This window comes from Plantibacter sp. lyk4-40-MEA-4, from assembly GCF_030209415.1.
In the GTDB taxonomy this organism is placed as follows: Bacteria; Actinomycetota; Actinomycetes; order Actinomycetales; family Microbacteriaceae; genus Plantibacter; species Plantibacter flavus_A.
In genome coordinates, this window is the sequence record NZ_JARVSA010000002.1 from 114,039 (window position 1) to 136,993 (window position 22,955).

Consider the following 22,955-nt stretch of genomic DNA (forward strand, 5'->3'; position numbering starts at 1 on the left):
CGCCCGCGCCCTACTGCTGGAGGCCGGGGTAGAGCGGGAAGCGCTCGGCGAGCGCCGTGACGCGCTCCCGGAGGGCTCCGGCCTCGGCACCGTTGCGCAGCGCGAGAGCGATGATGTCGGCGACCTCGGCGAACTCGGTGTCGCCGAAGCCACGCGTCGCGAGTGCCGGGGTACCGATCCGCAGGCCGGAGGTGACCATCGGCGGGCGCGGGTCGAACGGCACCGAGTTGCGGTTGACCGTGATGCCGACCTCGTGGAGGAGGTCTTCGGCCTGCTGGCCGTCGAGCTCGGAGGTGCGGAGGTCGGCGAGCACGAGGTGCACGTCGGTGCCGCCGGTGAGGACGTCGATGCCGGCGGCCTTCGACGCCTCGGAGGTGAGCGCCTCGGCGAGGAGCTTGGCACCGCGGAGCGTCCGCTCCTGGCGGTCCTTGAACTCCGCCGTGGCGGCGAGCTTGAACGCGGTCGCCTTGGCGGCGATGACGTGCATGAGCGGTCCGCCCTGCTGGCCGGGGAACACGTTCGAGTTGAGCTTCTTGGCGAGCTCCATGTCGCGGCTCACGATGAAGCCGGAGCGCGGGCCGCCGATGGTCTTGTGCACGGTGGAGGACACGACGTCGGCGAACGGCACGGGCGACGGGTGGACGCCTGCCGCGACGAGGCCGGCGAAGTGCGCCATGTCGACCCAGAGCTTCGCACCGACCTCGTCGGCGATCGCGCGGAACGCGGCGAAGTCGAGCTGGCGCGGGTAGGCGGACCAGCCGGCGATGATGACCTGGGGCTTGTGCTCGAGTGCCTTGTCGCGGACGACGTCCATGTCGACGAGGAAGGTCTCGGGGTCGACGCCGTAGGAGACGGCGTTGTAGAGCTTGCCGGAGAAGTTGAGCTTCATGCCGTGGGTGAGGTGACCACCGTGGGCGAGCTCGAGACCGAGGATGGTGTCGCCGGGGGTGGCGATCGCCGAGAGGACCGCGGCGTTGGCCGTGGCGCCCGAGTGCGGCTGGACGTTCGCGTATGCGGCACCGAAGAGGCTCTTGGCCCGCTCGATCGCGAGGGACTCGGCGATGTCGACGAACTCGCAGCCGCCGTAGTAGCGACGACCCGGGTAGCCCTCGGCGTACTTGTTGGTGAGGACGCTGCCCTGCGACTGCAGGACGGAGACGGGCACGAAGTTCTCACTCGCGATCATCTCGAGGGTGTTGCGCTGGCGACCGAGCTCCTGCTCGAGGACCGCAGCGATCTCGGGATCGACCTCGGAGAGTGGCGCGTTGAAGGTGTCGGACAAGACTGGCTCCCTTTTGTGACAGAACGGATGTCGGTGATGTGCCGTTTCGGCCCAGGCGTGCGGCCGAATCCGCCCTTGTCTTCAAGGTGCAGGGTCGCTCCCCGATGGTGAACCATCTGAGGCGGAGCGGAACTCCGTCTATACGCCAGTTGCGACTGCTAGCAGCATAGCAACGGGACGCCCGACGCGCACCGTCCTGTGGATGGGGCGGGCAGCGGCGGGGGCCGGTGTGTCAAGATGGCCCGACGCTTGTTCACCCTCCGAACAAACCCCGTTCCGGCCCCACGATCCCGCGTCGCCGACGCTGAAGGAACCACGTATGAGCCTGCTGCCCCGCCCCATGTCGCAGACCACGGACGCCTCCGCTCCCCCGTTCCGGTTGTCGGCGGATTCGGTGATCCGTACCGACCCGTCGGCGGCGACCACGGCTCGGATCCTCGCCGAGGCCCTGCGCGCCTCGACGGGCTTCGACCTCCCGGTCGAGACCACCGACACGGAGGAGGTCGTGGACTTGGCGGGTGCGGACATCTCGCTGTCGGTCGACCCCCGCCTGTCCACGACGAGCGGGGCCTACCGATTGACCGCCGTGGCCTCCGGTGTCGAGATCGTCGGCGCAGACGCCGACGGGGTCCACCATGGCACGCAGACACTCAGGCAGCTCCTCCCGCCGGCCAACTGGGCATCGACGGCCGGCGCACAGGACTGGATCATCGCAGCGACCGTCATCGACGACGCGCCGCGCTTCGCGTACCGCGGCGCGATGCTCGACGTCGCGAGGCACTTCTTCACGGTCGCGCAGGTGCAGCGGTTCATCGACCAGATCGCCGCACTCAAGCTCAACCACCTGCACCTGCACCTCACCGACGACCAGGGGTGGCGCCTCAAGATCGCCGGGTGGCCGGAGCTCACCGGGATCGGTGCGGCGACCGCGGTCGGTGGTGGTGCGGGCGGCTCGTACAGTGCCGACGACTACCAGGCGATCATCGAGTACGCCGCCGACCGCCGCGTCACGATCGTCCCCGAGATCGACGTCCCCGGACACACGAACGCGGTCCTCGCGGCGTATCCCGAACTCAACCCGGACGGCGTCGCCCGCGAGCCCTACACCGGCACGGAGGTCGGCTTCTCGAGCCTCGACATCCATGCCGAGTCCACCTACACGTTCCTCGACGACGTCTTCACCCAGCTCGCCGCGATGACCCCGGGCCCCTACCTCCACCTCGGCGGCGATGAAGCGCTCGCCACCCCCGAGGCGGACTTCCTCCATTTCGCCCGTCGGGTGTCCGAGCTGATCGCCACGACCGGGAAGACCGCGATCGCCTGGCACGAGTTCGGCGCGTCTCGGGACCTCGCCCCCGGCACCATCGGCCAGTACTGGAACTACGTCTCCCCCGAGGACGGCCACGCCGACAAGCTGCGCTCGTTCGTGGATCAGGGCGGGCAGGTCATCATGTCTCCGGCCGACGCCGCCTACCTCGACATGCAGTACCCCGGCGTCGCGACGGCCGGCCTCACCTGGGCGGACGGCCCCACGAGTGTCGAACGCTCCGCCGTCTGGGAGCCGACCGAGATCGTCGAAGGTGTCGGAGAGCAGGACATCCTCGGCGTCGAGGCCCCGCTCTGGACGGAGACCGTGGCCGACGTGCAGACGCTCGAGTTCCTCGTCTTCCCCAGGATCGCGTCCATCGCGGAGATCGGCTGGTCGGAGCGACGCACGCCGGACTGGAGCGACTTCCGGGACCGGCTGGCCGACCTCGCTCAGGGCTGGTCGGCCGCGGGCATCGCCTTCCACCGCTCCCCCGAGGTCGGCTGGCTCGACTGATCCGGGCGACGGACGGGAAGGCGGCCGGGAGTGGCGCTCGCCCCCGAGCACCACTCCCGGCCTGTCGACGGGTACGCACGAAGGCGCCCCCTCCCGTCGAGATCTGCAACGTTTCGGGTCCGTTGCCCGATGCACACCGGCCGTGGCGCGCATCGTGGCCGTCCGAGGACGGCCCAGCCGGGTCCCCGTCGCCGGGAATCCTGCTGTTCATCCTGAGAGAGTGCATCCCGAACAGGTCATGACGCGGTTTCCCGGAACAATCGGAACGGATCTTCCTCGGCGCCAGCGGCTGTCCGCGAGACACCCCGTGCCAAGATGAGGGATCGGCGTCATGATCCCGCTCCACCCGACTCTCTTGGGCGGGCACGGTGCCCGGTAGTGCGCAGCTCGCAGACGGAGGCATCATGAGCCTGGACACATCCCCGGCTTCATCGCTCACCGAGCGATCGGATGCCGAGCTCATCGAGCGCACCCGCACGGGCTCGCAAGACGCCTACGCGGAGCTGTGGCGACGACACTCGAACGCCGGACGGACCGTCGCCAGGTCCGTCACCTCGAGCCTCGATCCCGACGACCTCGTCTCGGAGTCCTTCGCCCGCATCTATCAGGCGGTCCGTCGCGGGAAGGGACCCACCGGCGCCTTCCGCCCCTACCTGTTCACCACCATCCGGAACACGGCGGCCGCGTGGGGCCGATCGCGTCGGGAGACCTCGCTCGACACCCTGGACTCCTTCGAGGACCCGGACACGAACGAGGCCTCCTCGATCGAGGCCCTCGATCGCAGCCTGAGTGCCCGAGCGTTCCGGAGCCTGCCGACCCGGTGGCAGGAGGTGCTCTGGTACACGGAGATCGAGGCGATGACGCCTGCGGAGGTCGCGCCGCTCCTCGGGATGAAGGCCAACTCGGTGTCCGCGCTCGCCTACCGAGCACGCGAGGGGCTGCGCGAAGCGTGGATCCAGGCGCACCTGCAGGCCGTCGACGACGACTCGGAGCACGCCTTCACGATCAGCAGGCTCGGATCGTACGCGCGCGGGAACCTCTCCGCCCGGGACACGGCCAAGGTCGAGTCGCACCTGGACGCCTGTCAGCGGTGCACCATCGTGGCCGCTGAGGCGAAGGAGGTCGGCTCGCGCATGGCGCTCGTCCTCCTCCCCCTCGTCGCAGGCGCTGCCGGTGCGGCCGGCTACACCGCTTGGTTGCAGGCGAACGGCCCGTCGGCGACCGCGGTCGCCGCGATGCCCGCCGGTGTCACCGGTGGGGTCGCATTGACGGCGCACCTGGGCACCTCGGTGGCGGCCTCCGGTGGGGTGGCGGCCTCCGGTGCAGCCGGTTCCAGTGGCGCCGCATCGGGTGCCGGCGCCGCGTCGGGTGCGGGCGCCGCGTCGGGTGCCGGCGCCGCGGGTGCTGCGGCGGCCGGTCTCTCCGGCGGGATCATCGCCGCGGTCGGTGTCGGCGTCGTCGCGGCGGTGACCGCCGCCGCGCTCGTCCTGGGTCCGGTGGTGTTCCCGCCGACCGCCGACACGCCGACCTCCGGCACGGCTGCTGGGCCCACCGATCCGCCCGCCGCCCCATCCCCGGATGCGGCCCCGATCGCCGGCCCGACGCCGACACCCTCCTCCCCGGCACCGAATCCGACTCCGAGTCCGAGTCCGAGTCCGAGTCCGAACGAGGATGGGACGCCGGATCCCGTCGTGCTCTCCCCGCAGGTTCCAACGCCCACTGCCCCACCGGTCGCTCCGCCCGTCACCCCGGTCGATCCCGTCGACCCGACCGAACCCACGGCGCTCCCGGTGCCGACCATGGTCGCCGACTCCGGCGGTGGCTACCTGTGGCCCACGTTCAGCGGCACGGGAGCGGCCGGAGCCACCATCGACGTCCTCGACGGCGACCTCGTCGTCGCTTCGACGGTCGTGCCGGGGTCCGCGCAGCGGTCATCGGTCGCAGCCGCCCCGGTGACCGGGACCTGGTCGACAGGACCGGTCGTCCTCAACCGGTCTGGGACGTTCACCCTCACCGTGCGCCAGACCCTCGGTGACCAGGTCACCGAGTCCGCGGAACCTGCCGGCATGACGATCTCCGGGCCCTCGATCTCCGGATTCGAGACGATCCTGTCGTTCCGGATCCTCGAGCCGGACGCACCGATCGTCATCAGCGGCGCTCCGAACGGCGCGATCGGGTACACCCTCGACGGTGGTGACGAGCAGCGCGTCGCGCTCGATGCCGACGGTCGGGCGACGCTCACCGGCGCCGCCGTGGCCGGCGGGTTCCACGAGCTCAGCGTCTGGAGCGTCGACCCCGCGGACCCGTCTCGCGTGGGACCGGCGACCTCAGTCGAATATCTTTCGCTGACCGGCCTCCTGAGTACCGAGTCCGCCGTCGATCCGGCGACGGCCCCGCTCCCGGAAGCGGTTCTGGACACCGCACCGGAGGCGGTTCCCGCTCCGCTCCCTGTTCAGGCCGTCGTCGAACCGATCGCGGACCAGATCCCGGTGGAACCGGCTCCCGCGACGGAGCCGGACGTGCCGAGTACGACCGAGCCGGATCCGGCGATGGAGACGGAGACGCCGGTGGAGACCGCACCCGACGTCACCGCGCCGACCGATGGCGCAGACGCCTCACCGGCACCGACGACGGACGAACCGGCGGTACCGTAAACGGTCACGCTGAGCGCGTCCGCAGCGGCTCGTGCTCGATCAGACGGATTCGCGCCTGCGGGTGCGCAGCACGTCCGCGGCGAGGAGCGAGGTCGCGACCACGGCCAGGCACACGTACACCCACGGCAGCACGCCGAGACCGATCTCGGCGAGGAGCAACGCTCCGAGCGCCGAACCGCCACCGATACCCGTGTTGAACGCGGTCGTGTAGAACGCGTTCGCGGTGTCGCGGATGCGCGGGCTCGCCGCGTGCAGGAGGCGCGTCTGCATGAGCGGCGGCAACATGCCGAAGGCCGTCCCCCAGAGGAAGAACGCGACGAGTGCGCCCGGAAGCCACCCTGCTGAGAGGGCGAGGACGCTCACCATGGCGGCAGACACGGTCAGGGCGACGAACAGGCCGGTGGTCGCACGCCTCGCGAAGACGCTGCCGGTGAGGATGAGGCCGATCGCGCCCGCGACGCCGTAGACGAGGAGGAGGATGCTGAGCTGGCCGGCCGGGACACCGACCTCGCCGATGAGGAACGGTGCGATGTAGGTGTAGAACGCGTAATGGCCCGCCATGATGACGCCGACCGCGATGCAGACGATCGCGACCGGGATGACGCTCGGATCACGGCCCGTGGCACCCGAGGCTGCCGCGTGCGACTCCTCCCGACCGACGGGCGGCAGCTTCCACCACACGACGACGGCGCCGAGGAGCATGGCTGCGGCGAGCACGCCGAACGCGAGCCGCCAGCCGAGCGCGTGCCCGAGCGCGGTGCTGAGCGGGACGCCGAGGACGAAGGCGAGCGTGCCTCCGGCGATCGTCACGGACACGGCACGGGCGAGCTGTTCCTTCGGGACCAGGTGACCGGCGTAGGCGCCGACGACCGCCCAGAAGACACCATGGGCGAGCCCACCGAGCACCCGGGTGGCGACGAGGAGTTCGTAGTTCGGGGCGAGCGCGCCGAGACCCGTGCTCACGCCGAGGACGACGATGACGGCCACGAGCAACGCGTGTCGCGGCACACGCCTGGTGAGGTGGATGAGCGCGGTGCTGGACAGCACCACCGTGAACGCGAACACGCTGACGAGGAGCCCGATCTGCGACTCGGTGACGCCGAGCGAGGCGCTCATCTCCGGGAGGAGACCGGTCGGGATCATCTCGCCGGTGACGGAGAGGAAGGTGCCCGCCGCGAGCGCGATCAGGCCGACCCAGGGGAACGGCGGTGACGACGGCTTGGTGGGTTCGGCGGCGCGCGCCGAGGAGGGCGAAGAGGAGGTCATCGGATTGCTCCAACGATGGCGTTCACTCGTCGGCGGACGTGGCGGACGAGTTCGTCTACGCGCTGATGTGCGCGCCCAGGGTCAACCGACATCCGGCGACCGCGGACGAGTCTACCCGAGGCCGGGAATGCGGAGGGCTCGATCCGACGTTGCAGCTGACGTGAAGGTGACAGAGAGGCCGCTCATGCGCATTGCAGAACTCGCTGAACGAACGGGTGTCCCGGCCACCCGGCTCCGCTCCTACGAGGAGGAGGGACTCCTGGCGCCCGTGCGCGCGTCGCACGCGCCCGACGAGTACGAACCGTCCGCGATCGACCACGTCGTCACGGTCGACAACCTGTTCGACGCGGGGCTCACGACCCGTCTCGTGCGCGTGGTCCTCGATCTCGACGACGCACGCACCTCGCGTGCCGTGCCCGACTGCTCCCGCGCGACGGCCGAGTCGCTCCATGCGCAGATCGCCTCGATCGACGCCCGCATCGACTGCCTGAGGCAGAGTCGCGAGACGGTTCGGTCGTACCTGCGGCAGTCCTCCCACGCCGACCTCGTCGACGAGCGGTCCGTCCCTGCGGCTTGAGCGGTCGGGTCCCGGTAACCTGAGTCGGTGACGAACTCGACCGATCCCTCCGCTGTGCCATCGACCACGCACGAGCGCTCCGTCCACTGGGTGCTCTCGATCATCTGCGAGGACCGCCCGGGTATCGTGCACGCGATCAGCGGCGCGATCGTCGAGGCCGACGGCAACATCACCGAGAGCCAGCAGTTCTCGAGCGATGACACCGGGCGGTTCTTCATGCGGCTCCAGGTCGAGGCTGCGGTCTCGCGCGAGCGCTTCGAGGCGGCCATCGCGCCCGTCGTCGAACGGTACGGCCTCCAGTGGCGGCTCGACGTCGTCGGTCGCCCGCTCCGGACGCTCGTCCTGGCCTCGACGGCGGCACACTGCGTCAACGACCTGCTCTTCCGCCAGCGGGCCGGCCAGCTCCCGGTCGAGATCCCCCTCGTGCTCAGCAACCACGGTTCGCTCCGCGATCTCGCCTCCTTCTACGGCGTGCCCTTCGAGGCGCTGCCCGTGACGGACGCAGCCTCGAAGGCGGCGTTCGAGGCCAGGGTCGTCGAGGCCGTCGAGGAGCACGACATCGAGCTCGTCGTCCTCGCGAGGTACATGCAGATCCTGTCCCCCGAGCTCTGCGAGCGCCTCGCCGGTCGCGCCATCAACATCCACCACTCCTTCCTGCCCGGTTTCAAGGGCGCGAACCCGTACAAGCAGGCGCACGCGCGCGGCGTCAAGCTCATCGGTGCGACCGCGCACTTCGTGACGAGCGACCTCGACGAGGGACCGATCATCGAGCAGAACGTCGTCCGCGTGGACCACTCCCGCTCCCCCGCGGAGCTCGTCGCCATCGGTCAGGACGAGGAGAGCCGCACCCTCACCCAGGCGGTGAAGTGGTTCGCCGAGGACCGCGTCCTCCTCGACGGTGCGCGCACGATCATCTTCCGCTGACCCGGAGCGGGCTCGCGGCCACGCGCCGTAGAATCGTGTGGTGTCTGAACGAACTCCCGCCGATGTGAAGATCGGCCCCAACGAGATCCTGCGGTTCTTCCTCGAACTCTTCGCCTTCTTCTCGCTCGGCTTCTGGGGCGTCGCGGTGTGGCCGTTCCCCCTGAACGTGGTCGTCGGGATCGCCGCGCCGGTCGTGGCGATCATCCTCTGGGCGCTGTTCCTCTCGCCGCGCGCCGTGATCCGCATCGACCTCTACGGCCAGGCGGTCGTCGAGCTCCTCATCTTCGCGGCGGCGGCGCTCGCCTGGTTGCACCTCGGGCAGCCGATCATCGCGACCGTCTTCGCCGTGGTCGCCGTGGCCAGTGGTGTCATCCGCGGCCGGAAGCAGCTCGCATGAGCGAGCTCCTGATCCACTCCGCCACCAAGGTCGACGTCGACGGCCACCAGGACGCCTTCTGGCTGCACGCGGTCGACGGTGTCATCCGCTCCACCGGTACCGGCGACGACTGGCGGTCCCTCCCCGTCGGCGACGACGCATCCGTCCAGGACGCACACGGCGGCCACCTCACGCCGGGGTTCATCGACCTCCACGTCCACGGCGGCGGCGGTTCATCCTTCGACGACGGACGCGACGCCATCGGACGCGCGCTCGCGGTGCACCGGGCGCACGGGACCACGAGGACGCTCATCAGTCTCGTCTCGAACCCGGTCGACGCCCTCGTCGCGAGTCTCGAGGGGATCGCCGACCTCATCGCCGAGGATCCGCTGGTCCTCGGAGCCCACCTCGAAGGTCCGTTCCTCTCACCGGCCAAGAAGGGCGCACACGACCCCGGGGCGCTCATCGACCCGAGCCCGGCCGTCGTCGAACGCCTCATCGACGCCAGCCGAGGCACGCTCCGGCAGATCACGATCGCCCCTGAGCTGCCGAACGCCCTCGAGGCGATCCAGGTCCTCGTCGAGGCCGGCGTCATCGTCGCCGTGGGTCACACCGACGCCGACGAGGCACTGACGAAGACGGCGTTCGATCTCGGTGCCCGACTCGTCACCCACGTGTTCAACGCGATGAACGGGATCCACCACCGTGCGCCCGGACCGATCATCGCCTCCTTCGCCGACGAGCGGGTCACGGTCGAGCTCATCCTCGACGGCGAACACGTGCACCCCGACGTCGCCAAGCTCGCCTTCGAGCAGGCCCCGGGCCGCGTCGCACTCATCACCGACGCGATGGCCGCAGCCGGTTCCTCCGACGGCCGTTACCTGCTGGGAGCGCTCGAGGTCCAGGTGACCGACGGTCTGGCGCGGCTCGTGGAAGGCGACTCGATCGCCGGCTCGACGCTGACGCTCGACCGGGCGCTCCGACTCGCCATCACCAGCGGTGTCGCGGCGGACGCGGCGGTCGGTGCGCTCACGAGCACCCCGGCCCGTGTCCTCGGCCTCGCCGACCGCTTCGGACGACTGGCCCCGGGATACGCCGCGGACGCCGTCCTCCTCGACCACCAGTGGAACGTCCAGGCGGTCTGGGCCGACGGATCAGCCCTGCCGCGATGACGACGCCGACCGTCCTCGACGCCCTCCGTGACGCCCTCGGCGACGCGGTCTCGACGACGGACGCCGTCCTCGCGGACGCACGGTCCGACAAGTCGGGTCACGTGTCCGACGCCCCACCCATCGCCGTGGTCTCCGCACGCTCCATCGAGGACGTCCAGACGGTCATGCGGATCGCCACCGCGACCGGGACGCCGGTCGTGACGCGCGGCGCCGGTACCGGACTGGCCGGCGGTGCACTCGGCGGCGCGGGCGAGGTCGTCCTGTCGACGCTCGAGATGCAGCGCGTCCTGGAGATCAACGAACCCGACCTCCTCGCGGTGGTCGAACCGGGCATCATCAACGGCGCCTTCAACGACCTCCTGCTCGCCAGGGGGCTCTGGTTCGCGCCCGACCCGGCGAGCCGCGCGATCTCGACCGTCGGTGGGAACATCGCGACCGGCGCCGGTGGCCTGCTCTGTGCCAAGTACGGCGTGACGCGCGACGCTGTGCTCGCCCTCAAGGTGGTGCTGGCCGACGGACGACTCATCAGCGTCGGGCACCGGAGCGTGAAGGGGGTCACCGGCCTCGACCTCACGAGTCTCATGGTCGGATCCGAGGGCGTCCTCGGCGTCATCGTCGAGGCGACCGTCCGCATCCGTCGCGTGACGCCGGGCACCGTCGCGACCATCGCCGGGTACTTCCCGAGCGTCGTCTCGGCCGCGGAGGCCACCGCCGCCGTCACCGCATCCGGTATCCAGCCGTCGATCATGGAGCTGCTCGACCCCGTCGCGCTCGTCGCCGTGCACCGCTACCTGCAGCTGCCGATCCCGAACAGCGGAGAGGCCCACGTCGTGATCCAGACCGACGGCCCGAACGCCGAGGCGGAGGCCGCCGCGATCCTCGAGGTGCTCCACGCCGGCGGCGGGCGTGCCGAGATGTCCACCGACCACGCGACGGGTGAGCATCTCTTGGCCGTCCGCCGCGCCCTGCATCCCTCGCTCGAGCAGTTCGGCACCCCGCTCATCGAGGACGTGTCGGTCCCCCGCAGCCAGTTGGCGGCGATGTTCACGGCGATCGGCGAGATCGAGCGCCGCTACGGCATCTCCATCCCGACGGTCGCGCACGCGGGCGACGGCAACCTCCACCCGAACTTCGTCTTCGAGGGTGTCGAGGTACCCGACCTCATCTGGCAGGCCGCCGACGACCTCTTCACCACCGCGCTGCGGCTCGGCGGCACCCTCACCGGCGAGCACGGCATCGGCCTGCTCAAGAAGCGCTGGCTCGGCGACGAGCTCGGCGAGGATCAGCTCGCGCTCCAGCACGGGATCAAGCGGCTCTTCGACCCCGAGAACCTCCTCAACCCGGGCAAGATGTTCTGAGGCCCTTCGACAGGCTCAGGGACCGGAGGCCGGCTCAGGGACCGGAGGCCGGCTCAGGGACCGGAGGCCGGCTCAGTGGCCGGCGACGGGCGTCCGGAGGCGGGCCCAGGGGCCGGAAGCGGCCGGGAACGGCGACAGGCTCAGGGTCCGGACGGATCCGGTCCCTGAGCCTGTCGAAGGGCGTTACGCGAGCGAGGCCTGTCGGGCGACGACCTGCGCGAGCACCGCGGGAGCCAGCGGATGCTCGGGAGCGAGGCCGGTGACCTCCTCGACGAAGGTGCCCGGCGCGAGCTCGTGGAGCTTCGCCTGCAGGTGGACACTCTGCTCGTCGTCGGCGACGTCGAACTCGAGCGCGGCACCGATGGCCGAGACGAGTGCGTCGTGGGCCATGCCGCGCTCCGCGAGTTCTGCGGCGGGCCCGATGAACCGCTCGGTCCGGCTCAGCTTGCGCAACGGCTGCCGACCGACGCGCTCCACGGTGTCGGGCAGGTGCACATTCGCGAAGCGACGGAGGATCGTCTCGCGATACTCGCGTTGCGCGTCGACGTCGAGCCCGTGCTTGGCGACGAGCAGCGCGGAGGTCTCCTCCAGCACCGCGCCGACGGCCGCGGCGATCGACGGCTCGGCGAGCGCTTCGGCGATGGTCCCGATACCGGCGCGCGCACCGAAGTAGGCGACGGAGGCGTGGCCGGTGTTCACGGTGAAGAGCTTCCGCTCGATGTACGGTGCGAGCTCCTCGACGAAGTGGGCACCGGGGATCGACGGCAGCGAGCCGTTGAACGCCGGGGTCTCGATGGCCCACTCGTAGAAGGTCTCGACGGTCACGTCGATGCCCTGCCCGGCGGGCTGGCCCGGGACGATGCGGTCCACGGCCGTGTTGGCGAACACGGCCCGGGTCGACAGCGACGCCCAGGCCTCGTCGCCGACCGCCTGGCGCACCTCGGTGGCGAGGAGGTCGGTGGCGTTGATCGCGTTCTCGCAGGCCATGACGGCGAGCGGAGCGGCGTCGGCCGGACGCGCGGCGATCCCACGCGCGATGACCGGGGCGACGAAGCGCAGGATGGTCGGCCCGACGGCGGTGGTCACCACCTCGGCGGCGGCGATCTCCTGGACGAGGGCCTCCTCGTCGGTGGCGCTGTTGATCGCGCGGAACCCGGTGACGACCGTGTCCTTCGCGCCGTCGCCCACCTCGTGCACCGTGTAGCTGTCGGCCGCGGCGATCGCATCGATGAGCTCGGCGTTGACGTCCGCGAAGACGACCTCGTAGCCGCCCTCGTGGAGGAGCAGGCCGACGAAGCCGCGCCCGATGTTGCCGGCGCCGAAGTGGACGGCTCGCATCACTCGTTGACCTCACTCAGGAGCGCGTAGAGCTCCTCGGGCGTCTCGGCTGCGAGCAGCTTGGCGACCTCGTCGTCCTCGGAGAAGATGATGGCGATCTTGGAGAGGATCTCCATGTGCCCGCCGTCCTTGCCTGCGATGCCGACGACGAAGCGGACCTCGTCGCCGTCCCAGTCGATCGGGGTCTCGTAGCGGGTGAACGACAGGGCGGAATCACGGACCGCCTCCTTCGCGTCGTTCGTCCCGTGCGGGATCGCGAGGAGGTTGCCCATGTAGGTCGACACGGACTGCTCGCGGGCGAGCATGGCCTCGAAGTACTCGTCGGTCACGGCTCCGGCCGCTTCGAGGGCGTCGGCAGCGCGGCGGATGGCCTCCTCCTGCGTCACCGTCCCGGTGACGATGGTGATCCGATCCTGGGTCAGTACCTGCGACATGTCTTCCTCTGCATTCGTCGTGCGGGGCTCCGCCGGTGCGGTCCGGAGCCGGGTGTGGGTCGATGGATAAAGCCCGGGGCGCACGCCGTTCGCGTGCGCCCCGGGATCGTTCCGTTGCTAGTGTGCTCCCTCTCCGCGGAGCAACTCCACCACTTCGTCGTACTTCGGAGAGTTCATGAAGTTGTCGACCGACATGTGCACGGCACTCGGGGTCTTCTCCTTCGCGCGCTCCGTCAGCTCGCGCTGGGTGATGACGAGGTCGACGTCGTCGGCGAGGTTCGCGATCGCCTTGTTGGTGACGGTGATCTCGTCGATGCCGGCCTTCTTGATCTTGTTGCGGAGCACCGAGGCGCCCATCGCACTCGAACCCATACCGGCGTCGCAGGCGAAGACGATGTTGCGGATCGGTCCGCGCTCGAGCGTCGTGACGACGCCCTCGTCGACGACGTCCGCACCGGCTGCGGCGCTTCCGGCGGACAGGTTGCCGAGCACGCTCGACTTCTTGCCCTTGGCGGCTTCGGTCGCGGCGACCGCGGCCGAGAGGTCACCGGCGTTCTCGTTCTCGAGGTCGCGCTTCCGGCTGGCCCGCAGGATGATCGCGGAGATCGCGAACGAGACGGCTGCTGCGACGATGACCGACAGGATCACGCCGACGTAGCTGTCGGGCGCCGTCTGGATGAGGACGGCGATGATGCTGCCCGGCGAGGCCGGGGCGCGGAGACCCGTGTTGAACGCGACGTTCGTCGCCACACCGGCCATACCGCCACCGATCGCGGCCAGGACCAGCATCGGCTTCATGAGCACGTACGGGAAGTAGATCTCGTGGATGCCACCGAAGAACTGGATGATGACCGCGCCGGGGGCCGACGCCTTCGCGAGACCGATGCCGAAGAAGCAGAACGCGAGCAGGATGCCGAGGCCCGGGCCGGGGTTCGCCTCGAGGAGGAACAGGATCGACTTGCCGGTCTCCTCGGACTGCTGGACACCGAGCGGGGTCAGCACACCGTGGTTGATGGCGTTGTTGAGGAAGAGGATCTTGCCCGGCTCGATGAAGATGCTCGCGATCGGCAGGAGCGAGTTGGCGACGAGCCAGTCGACGATGCCCTCGAGGAAGCTGCTGAGCGCGGTGACGATCGGTGCGATACCGAAGAAGCCACCGATGGCGAGGAGGGCTCCCAGGATACCCGCGGAGAAGTTGTTGACCAGCATCTCGAAGCCGGCCTTGATCTTGCCGTCCCAGATCCGGTCCACCTGCTTCATGAGCCACGCGGCGAGCGGGCCCATGATCATCGCACCGATGAACATCGGGATCGCACTGCCGACGATGACACCCATGGTCGCGATGGACGCGACGACGCCGCCACGCTCACCGTAGATCATGCGGCCGCCGGTGTTCGCGATGAGCAACGGGAGCAGGTACGTGATCATCGGGCCGACGAGGCCGACGTACTGCGGGAAGGTCGTACCGTCGTCGGCCTGCGCGAGCGCCGTCGCGGCACCCTGCCAGCCGATGAGGTCGGCGTTGCCGAAGCCGCCGAGGATCCCGTTCGGGAACCAGCCGGTCGCTATGAAGAACGCGGTGATGAGGCCCCAGGCGATGAAGGCCGCGATGTTCGGCATGACCATGCCGGAGAGGAAGGTGCCGAATCGCTGTACGCCGACTCGTGCACCTCCCGGCTTCTTGGGAGTAGACGTCGTTGTCATGATGATGTTGCCTCTTTCATTTCGGGAGTCGTTGCAGCGGTGGCCGCTGCCCTGGCTTCGGCCGCACCGTCGGCGGCCAGTGCTGCTGCCGCGATGCGCCGGGCATCGTCGAGCGTGTACTGCTGGAGGGAGTGACGGACGTCGGCGAGCGCCGACGGTGACATGGACAGGGTGGTGGCGCCGAGTCCGACGAGGACGACGGCGAGGAGCGGGTCGGCGGCTGCTTCGCCGCAGATGCCGACCGGCTTGCCGTGGTGTTGGCCGGCTTCGCCGACGAGCTGCACGAGGCGGAGGACCGCCGGGTGCCACGGGTCCTGGAACGCGCCGACGGAACCGAGCAGGCGGTCCGCGGCGAGCGTGTACTGCGTGAGGTCGTTGGTCCCGATCGACGCGAATCCGGCGTGGGCGAGGACGCGGTCGGCGAGGAGGGCGCTCGACGGCACCTCCACCATGACGCCGGGCGTCTTCAGGCCGTACTCGGCGGCGATCGCCATGAAGTACTTCGTCTCCTCGACGGTCGACACCATCGGGGCCATGACCCAGAGGTCGGCGTCCGTCGCGGCGTCGGCCTGGGCGAGCGCCGTGAGCTGCTCGCGCAGGATGTCCTCGCTCGCCCGCAGCGCACGGAGGCCACGGAGTCCGAGCGCCGGGTTGTCCTCGTGCGCGTCGTTGAGGAACGCCAACGGCTTGTCGGCTCCGGCGTCGAGGACGCGCACGACGACCTTCTGGCCGGGGAAGGCGTTCAGAAGCTTCTCGTAGTGCGCGCGCTGCTGCTCGACCGTGGGCGCGAGCGCCTGGTCCAGGAAGAGGAACTCGGTGCGGAAGAGGCCGACGCCCTCGGCGCCGAGCTCCGCGGCGGCGTCGGCGTGCTCGGCCGAGCCCAGGTTGGCGAGCAGCGGCACCGGGGTGCCGTCCGCCAGTGCACCGGGGACGACCGGTGCGTTCACGAGCGCGAGGCGGTCGGCGATGCGCTGCTCCGTGGCGGCGACGAGCTCGGGCGTCGGATCGACCGTGATCTCACCGGCTGCCGCGTCGACGACGAGCGTCGTGCCGTCGGTCAGCTCGGCCGCTCCGACGACGCCGACGATCGCGACGATCGACTTCTCGCGGGCGAGGATCGCCGTGTGCGAGGTCGGGCCGCCGTCGCTCGTGACGAGCCCGAGGACCAGGTCGAGGTCGAGGAGAGCGGTGTCGGCCGGTGCGAGGTCGCGGGCGACGAGGATGAACGGGTGGCCGGGTGAGGGGACGCCGGGGGCCGGCACGCCCATGAGGTCGGCGATGACCCGCTGTGACACGTCGTCGAGGTCGGCGGCGCGCTCCCCGAGGTAGCCGCCCATCGCGGCGAGCTGGTCGCGGAACGAGGCGAACGCCGCGTGGACGGCCCACTCGGCGGTCTTGCCGTCCGCGAGCCGCGTGGCGATCTCCTCGGCGAGGGTCGGGTCCTCCGCCATCATCGCCTGGGCCTCGAGGACGTCACGAGCTGCACCACCGGCGGCGGCGCCTCGGGCTTCGAGTTCGCGGGCGACCGCGGCGAGGGAGGTGTTCGCGCGTTCGGTCTCGGTCGCGAGGTCGAGGGTGCTGGCGACGTCGGCGGGCGCGGGGAGCGGGTCGGCCATGCGGGCCACCGGGCCGACGGCGATGCCCTGGCCGATACCGATGCCCTGGAACGCGGTCATCGGACTACTGCTCGTCATGGTCGGTCACCAGGAGCTCGGAGAGCGTGTCGAGGGTGCCCTCGGCTGCGGCGCCCTCGCCGTCGACGGACAGGGTCACGTAGTCGCCGTGCTCGACGGCGAGCGCGATCACGCCGAGGATGCTCGCCGCATTGACGGGCTTGCCGCTGCCCTTCGCGATCGTCACCGGGACCCCGGCGTCCTTCGCAGCCTGCGTGAACAGCTTCGCGGGCCTGGCATGCAGGCCGTGCGACGAGCCGATGCGGACGGTTCGAGTTGCCATGGGGTTACCTCCTGGTTGGTGATTGGATCGAGAGGACGAGTTCGAGGGCTCGCGCGCCACCCTCGACGCCGAAGACGTCGCCGGGCAGGACGGCGACCGCGGTGCCGGTAGGCTCGGCCGCTGCGCGCAGCGCGGCCTCGTGGTCGGCGAGGTGGGCGCCGACGAGCAGGACGTCGACACCGTCGAGGGCGATCGTGCCGCCGAGGACCTGCGATTCGGCACCGGCCGCGACGGAGACGTCGATCGATCGGTCGGCTGCCGCGCGACGCAGGCGTTGGGCCATGAACGTGCTCGACGCACCCGCGCCGCAAATCACCAGGATCTTCATCGAACCTTCTCCAGAACCGCCGATTGCCTACCAACCCATCATTCCGTCGCGCCCCTCGTGGCTCCACCAGAAGCTCTTCCGCCGGGGCGGAAAGGTCGTCGAACGCGCGGAAGCAGCCGGGAAGGTGGTTGACTCGGTGGAGCGGTTCGCCCGGACCGCGCGACGGCCGACCGACGGAGAGGGCATCGTGGCACGCGAGAAACACGACCGCATGCTCGGCTACCTCGCGGGACGGGACGGCTGGACGACGGCCACCGAGGTCGCGGAGGTGCTCGGCGTCACACCGCGCAGCGTCCGCAGCTACGTCACGGCGGTCAACACCCGCACGGCACCGCACGACGTCGTCGAGTCCGGGCCGAACGGGTATCGGCTGAACGCCGACGGCTACGCGGTCTACCGGCGACGAGCCGCATCGGCGTTCGAATCGGAGACGCCCCGGGATCGGCTCTACGGGCTCGTCCGGCTGCTCATCAGCGCCCCCTCGGGGATCGACGTGCATGAGACGGCACAGCGGCTCCACGTCAGCGAGTCGACCGTCGAGGGCGACCTGGGCCGGGTCCGTGCCATGCTCGCCGACACCGCCCTCACGCTCGACCGTTCCGGATCGACGGTGACGATGGCGGGCGGTGAGACCGAGCGGAGACGGCTCCTCAGCCGCATGTTCCGCGACGAGACCGACCGCGGCATCGTCGAGCTCGAGGCGCTCCAGCGCGCGTTCGCGCCGAACGAGTTCAGCCCGTTCAAGGGCGAGCTGCTCGAGGCCTTGACCGCGCGCGGGTACTACGTGAACGAGTACGGCATCGCGAACGTCCTGCTCCACATCGCGATCGCCATCGACCGGGTCACGAAGGACCGTCCGGCGGAGCCCGCCGACCACGCTCCGCGCACCCCGGAGGTCGAGGCGGTCGCGGAGGATCTGGCGCGGCTCGTCGACGCTCACTTCCACGTCGCGCTCGGCGACGGCGACCTCGTCTACCTCAGCTACCTGCTCGTGACGCGGGTGGTGACGCCGGGCAGCGGGGCTCCCGCCGAAGTCCTCGTCGACGACTACGTCAACCAGGACGACCTCGCCGCCGTCCGTCAGGCCGTCGACCGTGCCGGCCGAGAGTACCTCGTCGACCTCTCCGACGAGGACTTCATCGTCCGGCTCACCCTCCACGTCCAGAACCTCATCCGTCGTGCACAGGACCAGTCCTACTCACGCAATCCGCTGACCCGCTCGATCAAGACCTCGTACCCGATGATCTACGAGCTCGCGGTCTTCATCGCCAGCCAACTGCAGCGACACGGCTCGATCATCATCAACGACGACGAGATCGCCTACATCGCGATGCACGTCGGTGCCCAGCTCGAGCAGAAGGCCCGCAAGGAGGCTCTCCTCGGTTCCACGATCGTCTCCGCCGGCTACTACGACATGCACGAGGTGCTGCGTCGACGCGTCGAATCGCAGCTGGGCGACGTCCTCGACGTCCGATCCGTCATCACCCGCACCGATGTCGACTGGGCCGGAATCGACACCGAGCTCGTGCTCACGACGATCGAGCCACCGGCCCCTGCCGACGGCATCGTCGTCATCCAACCGTTCCTCACCGCGGCCGACGTGGAGCGCGTCCGGAGTGCGGTCAGCCGCGTGCGGAGGTCGTCCCGTTTGTCGGAGATCACCGACGAACTGCTGCAGTACTTCCACCCGGACCTCTTCCTCCGGAACGCGCACGCCGAAGACGAGGAGGGCATGATCCGCCTGCTCGGCGAGCGCATGATCGCCCAGGGGATCATCGACGAGAGCTACCTCACCGCGGCGATCGAGCGGGAGCGCATGTCGTCGACGGCGTTCACCGACACCTTGGCCGTGCCGCACGCCATGGCGATGACCGCGCACTCGACCGCCATCGCGATCGCGGTGAACGAGACGCCGATGGAGTGGGGCGGAGCGCGCGTGAGCGTCGTCGCACTCGTGGCGTTCAGCGAATCGGGTCGCGCTGCGTTCCAGACGGTCTTCGACCAGTTCGTCGAGGTGTTCTCGGAGCGCTCGAGCGTCGCCCGGATCATCCGCCGTTCCGAGGACTTCGCCGGCTTCATCGACGAGCTCGTGCACGTCATCGACGGCTGATCAGCCGTCGAGCCGCCCCGGTCACCGAGCCGCCCCGGTCACCGAGCCTGTCGAGGTGCTCAGACGTGTTCGGTGACCACCACGGCGGTCGTACCCGGCTCGAGTGCCTCGAAGACGTGCGGCACGTCCCCGGCGTGGGCGAGGTAGTCCCCCGGACCGAGTTCGACCTCCTCGCCGACGGGCCCGATGGACGCGCGACCGGTGCTGAGGATCCAGTGCTCGACGACGCCCGGCATGTGCGGCTCCGAGCGCCTCGGCTCCCCGGGTTCGACGACGATGCGGTAGATGTCGCGTCGGGCGTTCGGCGGGCAGGCGGACAACACCGTCGCGACGTAGTCCGCCCCGGACGCGGCGAGGGTCGGCCCCTCACCGGCACGGATGACCTGGACCGGCCGTCGCACCGGCTCGACCAGGCGGGCGAAGGGGACGTCGAGGGTGACGCTGAGCGCCCAGAGGGTCTCGAGACTCGGGTTCCCGAGCCCCGCCTCCAACTGCGAGAGGGTCGACTTCGCGATCCCGGCTCGACGGGCCACCTCCGCGAGTGAGAGGCCGGTCCGCTGCCGCTCGCGGGTCAGCGCCGCCGCGACCGCGGCGTGCGGTGCTCCGTCGTCGGATGGTTCGACCTGCGTCATGCGTTCGCTCCAAGGTATTACGCGTTCGATTTGACGAACGGTTCGTGCGCGTTCAATATAGTGTACGTGCGTTCGATATGGAGTCACCTCGGTCGGCCGACCACGCGGGCCATCGCGCTGGTCTGCGTCGCCGACGGACTGGTCGGCATCTCCTACGGAGCCGTCGCCGTGCACTCGGGCATCCAGCCCTGGGTTGTCCTGGCGCTCGCCCTGCTCGTCCTCGCCGGCGCATCGGAGATCCTGTTCGTCGGGATCGTCGCGGCCGGCGGGAGTCCGCTCACCGCAGCGCTGGCAGGGCTGCTCGTGAACGCCCGTCACCTGCCGTTCGGCCTCGCGATCCATGAGGTCGTCGGCACGGGCTGGCGCCGCGTGCTCGGTACACACCTCCTCAACGACGAGTCCGTGGTCTTCGCGCTCGATCAGGACACCCTGGAGCGGAAGCGCGCCGCGTTCTGGGCGTGCGGCCTCGGCATCCTCCTCTGCTGGCCGGCGGGCGCGGCACTCGGAGCCTTCGCCGGCACCGTGATCGAGGACACGGACGCCTTCGGACTCGACGTGATGTTCCCCGCAGTGCTGCTCGCCCTCATCTTCCCCGCCCTCCGCGAGCGCCGCACACGCCGAGCCGCACTCGTCGGCGCGCTCGTCGCCGTCGCCGCGACGCCGTTCCTCCCCTCGGGGATCCCCGTCCTGTTGTCGCTCGTCGGCCTCCTGTTCGGCTTCGGCCGGAAGCAGCCGAAGCCGGAGGTCACCGCGTGAACCAGTCGATGCTCGTGCTGGTCGGGGTCCTCGTCCTCGCCGTGGGCACCTACACGTTCCGCCTGGCCGGGCCACTCCTGCGCACCCGCGCCGAGGTCTCGGAACGGGTCGAGACCCTGCTCGCGGACGCCGCCATCGTCCTGCTCATGGCGGTGCTCACGACCACGGCCCTGACCCAGGACCAGCACTTCGCGGGATTCGCACGACTCTCGGGCGTCCTGGTGGCCGGCGTCCTCGCCTGGAGGAAGGCACCGTTCGTCGTCATCGTCCTCGCGGCGGCCCTCACCACGGCACTCCTCCGACTGGGGGGCGTCGCCTGAGCCGTCAGATACCTTGCCAGGCGGGCTTGTTGGCGTACGCGTAGCGGTAGTAGTCGGCGTGCTGCAGCTCGGACGCCGCCGCTTCATCGAGGACCACCGTGGCGCGCGGGTGCAGCTGCACCGCCGAACCGGGGAGGTTGGCGGAGAGCGGTCCCTCGAGCGCAGCGGCGATCGCAGCCGCCTTGCCGGCGCCGAAGGCGAGGAGGACGAGGTGCCTCGCCCGGAGGATGGTGCCGAGACCCTGGGTGATGCAGTGCATGGGGACGTCGTCGATCGAGTCGAAGAACCGTGCGTTGTCCCGGCGGGTCTGCTCCGTCAGGGTCTTCACGCGGGTGAGCGAGGCGAACGACGAGCCCGGTTCGTTGAACCCGATGTGGCCGTCGGTCCCGATGCCGAGGATCTGCAGGTCGACGCCACCGGCGGCCTGGATCGCCGCTTCGTAGTCGGCGCCCGCGTGCTGGATGGTCTCGGCCGCACCGTTCGGCACCTGGATGCGCTCGGGCACGAGGCCGAGCGGCTCGACGACCTCACGTGTGATGACGGAACGGTACGACTCGGGGTGCCCGGCCGGCAGACCGACGTACTCGTCGAGGGCGAACCCTCGCACCTGCGAGAGGTCGAGGCCGCGGGACCGGGTCGCGAGGGCCTCGTAGACGGGGAGCGGGGTCGAACCCGTCGCCAGCCCGAGGACGGCGTCCGGACGCTCCTCGATCAGGGAGACGATCGCCTCCGCGACGAGGGCGCCTGCGGCACCACTGTCCCCCACGATCACGACTTCAGCCATGCGACGGTTCTCCTCTTCCCACGAGCGCTGCGCCGATCGCCGCGACGGGGGATCCCGTCGGCACGAGGCGCACGCGCTGTTCCAACTGCAATGATGCGACGAATCGAGACCCGGCGGCGGATTCGGCCAGAGCCTCGCGGATGACGGCGAGCAGTCGCTCGCCGAGAGCGGTGAGTCCTCCTCCGAGGACGATGTCGTCGGCGTCGACGGTGAGGGTCAGGATGCGGACGGCCGCGGCCGCACCGTGACCCAGGCGTGCGCGGAGGGCGACGGCCCGCGGGTCCCCGGCGTCGGCGTGGTCGAAGAGGTCGAGCACCGGCAGGGCCACGTCGGCTCCCCAGGCGGCGGAGACCGCACCACCGGCGGCCATGGTCTCGACGCACCCCCGCTGTCCGCACCCGCAGCGGTCACCGAGCGGATCGACGGACAGATGCCCGACCTCGCCGGCGACCCCGCTCGAGCCCCGCCAGAGCCGGCCGTCCGTGACGATACCTGCGGCGACGCCCGTGCCCAGATTGAGGTAGGCCATCGTGCCGGAACCGTCGAGCAGCTGCCAGGCGCCGAGGGCGGCCGCCTTCACATCGTTCTCCACGGCGACCGGGACCCTGAGTCGCTGGGTGAGGATCGCACCGAGCTCGAGTTCCTCCACGTCGAGGTTGACGGCGTGGGTCACCCGACCGGTGCCCGGGACGGTCAGCCCGGGGATGCCGACGCCGACCGAGGTGAAGGCGTCGATCGGGCGCGCGACGGCGTCGGAGAGCCGACTGACGGCCTCGACGGCGGTCTCGACGACGGCTTCGGGCCCGCGTCCCGTGACCAGCCTGAGCCGATGCAGGAGCGCGCCGTCGTCCGTCACGACGACGGCATCGGTCTTCGTGCCGCCGATGTCGAGTCCTACCCTCACGCGCTTCGTCTCCGGAGGGCGTCGTGGCGCGTCTGCATGCTGTGGTTCCTTCGATCCGTGGAGCGACCCGCTCGCACCACCGGTTTGTTCGCCAAGCTTACAAATAAACGGGGCTCGCGTCCATGTCGGAGACGACCACGCACCAGCGTCGGACGGCGTCCGCCTGCGGGTTGCGGGCTCCACCGGGTAGCCTGGAGGCCGACCCGCAGCGCGCGGGCGGGCCCGCCACGGGCACCGAACACGGGGGAATCACACCAC

General features: G+C 70.2%; 21 protein-coding genes and 1 riboswitch. Of the genes, 10 read left to right on the forward strand and 11 right to left on the reverse strand.

Features of this window, described 5'->3' with window-relative positions:
• Positions 1-10: 10 nt before the first annotated feature.
• Positions 11-1,282, reverse strand: coding sequence for a serine hydroxymethyltransferase (glyA, locus tag QRN44_RS02630; protein ID WP_064296623.1), 1,272 nt, complete (start codon positions 1,280-1,282; stop codon positions 11-13).
• 42 nt (positions 1,283-1,324) lie between these two features.
• A riboswitch (ZMP/ZTP riboswitch) is annotated at positions 1,325-1,443 on the reverse strand.
• A gap of 158 nt (positions 1,444-1,601) precedes the next feature.
• On the opposite strand from glyA, the gene QRN44_RS02635 reads away from it, so the two are divergent.
• Both QRN44_RS02635 and QRN44_RS02640 read left to right on the forward strand, forming a co-directional pair.
• Positions 1,602-3,104: a beta-N-acetylhexosaminidase gene (locus QRN44_RS02635; protein WP_285038211.1), complete on the forward strand. Its 1,503-nt coding sequence runs from the start codon at positions 1,602-1,604 to the stop codon at positions 3,102-3,104.
• 404 nt (positions 3,105-3,508) lie between these two features.
• Entirely contained in the window at positions 3,509-5,758 is a 2,250-nt protein-coding gene (locus QRN44_RS02640) for a sigma-70 family RNA polymerase sigma factor (RefSeq protein ID WP_285038212.1), read from the forward strand.
• Positions 5,759-5,797: 39 nt separating this feature from the next.
• Here QRN44_RS02640 and QRN44_RS02645 read toward each other — a convergent pair whose 3' ends face one another.
• Positions 5,798-7,024: an MFS transporter gene (locus tag QRN44_RS02645; protein ID WP_071259432.1), complete on the reverse strand. Its 1,227-nt coding sequence runs from the start codon at positions 7,022-7,024 to the stop codon at positions 5,798-5,800.
• Between the two features lie 184 nt (positions 7,025-7,208).
• Here QRN44_RS02645 and QRN44_RS02650 point away from each other — a divergent pair, with 184 nt between their 5' ends.
• Genes QRN44_RS02650 through QRN44_RS02670 form a run of 5 tightly spaced genes read left to right on the forward strand, consistent with a single transcriptional unit; the run spans position 7,209 to position 11,431 of the window.
• Positions 7,209-7,601: a MerR family transcriptional regulator gene (locus tag QRN44_RS02650; RefSeq protein ID WP_064296627.1), complete on the forward strand. Its 393-nt coding sequence runs from the start codon at positions 7,209-7,211 to the stop codon at positions 7,599-7,601.
• Positions 7,602-7,628: 27 nt separating this feature from the next.
• Positions 7,629-8,525, forward strand: a complete 897-nt coding sequence (gene purU, locus QRN44_RS02655; protein WP_369808468.1) for a formyltetrahydrofolate deformylase — start codon at positions 7,629-7,631, stop codon at positions 8,523-8,525.
• A 40-nt stretch (positions 8,526-8,565) separates the two neighbouring features.
• Complete coding sequence (locus tag QRN44_RS02660; RefSeq protein WP_231884415.1) at positions 8,566-8,922, forward strand: YrdB family protein; 357 nt, start codon at positions 8,566-8,568, stop codon at positions 8,920-8,922.
• Positions 8,919-10,073 (forward strand): N-acetylglucosamine-6-phosphate deacetylase, encoded by a 1,155-nt coding sequence (gene nagA / locus QRN44_RS02665; RefSeq protein WP_285038213.1) that lies wholly within the window; start codon positions 8,919-8,921, stop codon positions 10,071-10,073. The genes QRN44_RS02660 and nagA overlap by 4 nt, the downstream gene beginning before the upstream one ends.
• Entirely contained in the window at positions 10,070-11,431 is a 1,362-nt protein-coding gene (locus QRN44_RS02670; protein ID WP_175116244.1) for an FAD-binding oxidoreductase, read from the forward strand. Before nagA ends, QRN44_RS02670 begins: the two co-directional genes overlap by 4 nt.
• A 183-nt stretch (positions 11,432-11,614) precedes the next feature.
• On the opposite strand, the gene QRN44_RS02675 is transcribed toward QRN44_RS02670, so the two are convergent.
• From QRN44_RS02675 to QRN44_RS02700, 6 genes are all read right to left on the reverse strand, one after another.
• On the reverse strand, positions 11,615-12,769 hold the full coding sequence (locus QRN44_RS02675; protein ID WP_121289706.1) for a mannitol-1-phosphate 5-dehydrogenase: 1,155 nt from the start codon (positions 12,767-12,769) through the stop codon (positions 11,615-11,617).
• Positions 12,769-13,203, reverse strand: a complete 435-nt coding sequence (locus QRN44_RS02680) for a PTS mannitol transporter subunit IIA (RefSeq protein ID WP_064296632.1) — start codon at positions 13,201-13,203, stop codon at positions 12,769-12,771. The genes QRN44_RS02675 and QRN44_RS02680 overlap by 1 nt, the downstream gene beginning before the upstream one ends.
• 117 nt (positions 13,204-13,320) lie before the next feature.
• On the reverse strand, positions 13,321-14,907 hold the full coding sequence (locus tag QRN44_RS02685; RefSeq protein ID WP_064296633.1) for a PTS mannitol transporter subunit IIBC: 1,587 nt from the start codon (positions 14,905-14,907) through the stop codon (positions 13,321-13,323).
• Positions 14,904-16,583, reverse strand: a complete 1,680-nt coding sequence (gene ptsP / locus QRN44_RS02690) for a phosphoenolpyruvate--protein phosphotransferase (RefSeq protein ID WP_285038214.1) — start codon at positions 16,581-16,583, stop codon at positions 14,904-14,906. The genes QRN44_RS02685 and ptsP overlap by 4 nt, the downstream gene beginning before the upstream one ends.
• A gap of 4 nt (positions 16,584-16,587) precedes the next feature.
• Positions 16,588-16,863, reverse strand: a complete 276-nt coding sequence (locus QRN44_RS02695; protein WP_064296634.1) for an HPr family phosphocarrier protein — start codon at positions 16,861-16,863, stop codon at positions 16,588-16,590.
• Between the two features lie 4 nt (positions 16,864-16,867).
• Entirely contained in the window at positions 16,868-17,191 is a 324-nt protein-coding gene (locus QRN44_RS02700) for a PTS sugar transporter subunit IIB (RefSeq protein ID WP_071259442.1), read from the reverse strand.
• A gap of 124 nt (positions 17,192-17,315) precedes the next feature.
• Here QRN44_RS02700 and QRN44_RS02705 point away from each other — a divergent pair, with 124 nt between their 5' ends.
• Positions 17,316-19,301, forward strand: a complete 1,986-nt coding sequence (locus tag QRN44_RS02705; protein WP_350310085.1) for a BglG family transcription antiterminator — start codon at positions 17,316-17,318, stop codon at positions 19,299-19,301.
• Positions 19,302-19,360: 59 nt separating this feature from the next.
• Here QRN44_RS02705 and QRN44_RS02710 read toward each other — a convergent pair whose 3' ends face one another.
• Entirely contained in the window at positions 19,361-19,933 is a 573-nt protein-coding gene (locus QRN44_RS02710) for a helix-turn-helix domain-containing protein (RefSeq protein WP_071259444.1), read from the reverse strand.
• Between the two features lie 66 nt (positions 19,934-19,999).
• Here QRN44_RS02710 and QRN44_RS02715 point away from each other — a divergent pair, with 66 nt between their 5' ends.
• Together QRN44_RS02715 and QRN44_RS02720 are read left to right on the forward strand one after the other, a co-directional pair.
• On the forward strand, positions 20,000-20,689 hold the full coding sequence (locus QRN44_RS02715; RefSeq protein WP_121290335.1) for an AzlC family ABC transporter permease: 690 nt from the start codon (positions 20,000-20,002) through the stop codon (positions 20,687-20,689).
• Complete coding sequence (locus tag QRN44_RS02720; protein ID WP_285038215.1) at positions 20,686-21,009, forward strand: AzlD domain-containing protein; 324 nt, start codon at positions 20,686-20,688, stop codon at positions 21,007-21,009. The genes QRN44_RS02715 and QRN44_RS02720 overlap by 4 nt, the downstream gene beginning before the upstream one ends.
• A 4-nt stretch (positions 21,010-21,013) precedes the next feature.
• On the opposite strand, the gene QRN44_RS02725 is transcribed toward QRN44_RS02720, so the two are convergent.
• Entirely contained in the window at positions 21,014-21,793 is a 780-nt protein-coding gene (locus QRN44_RS02725; protein WP_064296637.1) for a glucosamine-6-phosphate deaminase, read from the reverse strand.
• Positions 21,786-22,697 carry an ROK family protein gene (locus QRN44_RS02730; protein WP_121289700.1) on the reverse strand — a complete coding sequence of 304 codons (912 nt, stop codon included), beginning with the start codon at positions 22,695-22,697 and terminating at the stop codon, positions 21,786-21,788. Before QRN44_RS02730 ends, QRN44_RS02725 begins: the two co-directional genes overlap by 8 nt.
• Positions 22,698-22,955 lie beyond the last annotated feature (258 nt).

Bases quoted from the DNA above. Each gene is read 5' to 3' on its own strand.
- nagA (WP_285038213.1), top strand. From the start codon at position 8,919: ATGAGCGAGCTCCTGATCCACTCCGCCACCAAGGTCGACGTCGACGGC.
- QRN44_RS02635 (WP_285038211.1), top strand. From the start codon at position 1,602: ATGAGCCTGCTGCCCCGCCCCATGTCGCAGACCACGGACGCCTCCGCT.
- QRN44_RS02640 (WP_285038212.1), top strand. From the start codon at position 3,509: ATGAGCCTGGACACATCCCCGGCTTCATCGCTCACCGAGCGATCGGAT.
- ptsP (WP_285038214.1), bottom strand. From the start codon at position 16,583: ATGACCGCGTTCCAGGGCATCGGTATCGGCCAGGGCATCGCCGTCGGC.
- QRN44_RS02680 (WP_064296632.1), bottom strand. From the start codon at position 13,203: ATGTCGCAGGTACTGACCCAGGATCGGATCACCATCGTCACCGGGACG.
- QRN44_RS02670 (WP_175116244.1), top strand. From the start codon at position 10,070: ATGACGACGCCGACCGTCCTCGACGCCCTCCGTGACGCCCTCGGCGAC.
- QRN44_RS02645 (WP_071259432.1), bottom strand. From the start codon at position 7,024: ATGACCTCCTCTTCGCCCTCCTCGGCGCGCGCCGCCGAACCCACCAAG.
- QRN44_RS02685 (WP_064296633.1), bottom strand. From the start codon at position 14,907: ATGACAACGACGTCTACTCCCAAGAAGCCGGGAGGTGCACGAGTCGGC.
- QRN44_RS02700 (WP_071259442.1), bottom strand. From the start codon at position 17,191: ATGAAGATCCTGGTGATTTGCGGCGCGGGTGCGTCGAGCACGTTCATG.
- QRN44_RS02695 (WP_064296634.1), bottom strand. From the start codon at position 16,863: ATGGCAACTCGAACCGTCCGCATCGGCTCGTCGCACGGCCTGCATGCC.
- QRN44_RS02650 (WP_064296627.1), top strand. From the start codon at position 7,209: ATGCGCATTGCAGAACTCGCTGAACGAACGGGTGTCCCGGCCACCCGG.
- QRN44_RS02725 (WP_064296637.1), bottom strand. From the start codon at position 21,793: ATGGCTGAAGTCGTGATCGTGGGGGACAGTGGTGCCGCAGGCGCCCTC.
- QRN44_RS02710 (WP_071259444.1), bottom strand. From the start codon at position 19,933: ATGACGCAGGTCGAACCATCCGACGACGGAGCACCGCACGCCGCGGTC.
- QRN44_RS02675 (WP_121289706.1), bottom strand. From the start codon at position 12,769: ATGCGAGCCGTCCACTTCGGCGCCGGCAACATCGGGCGCGGCTTCGTC.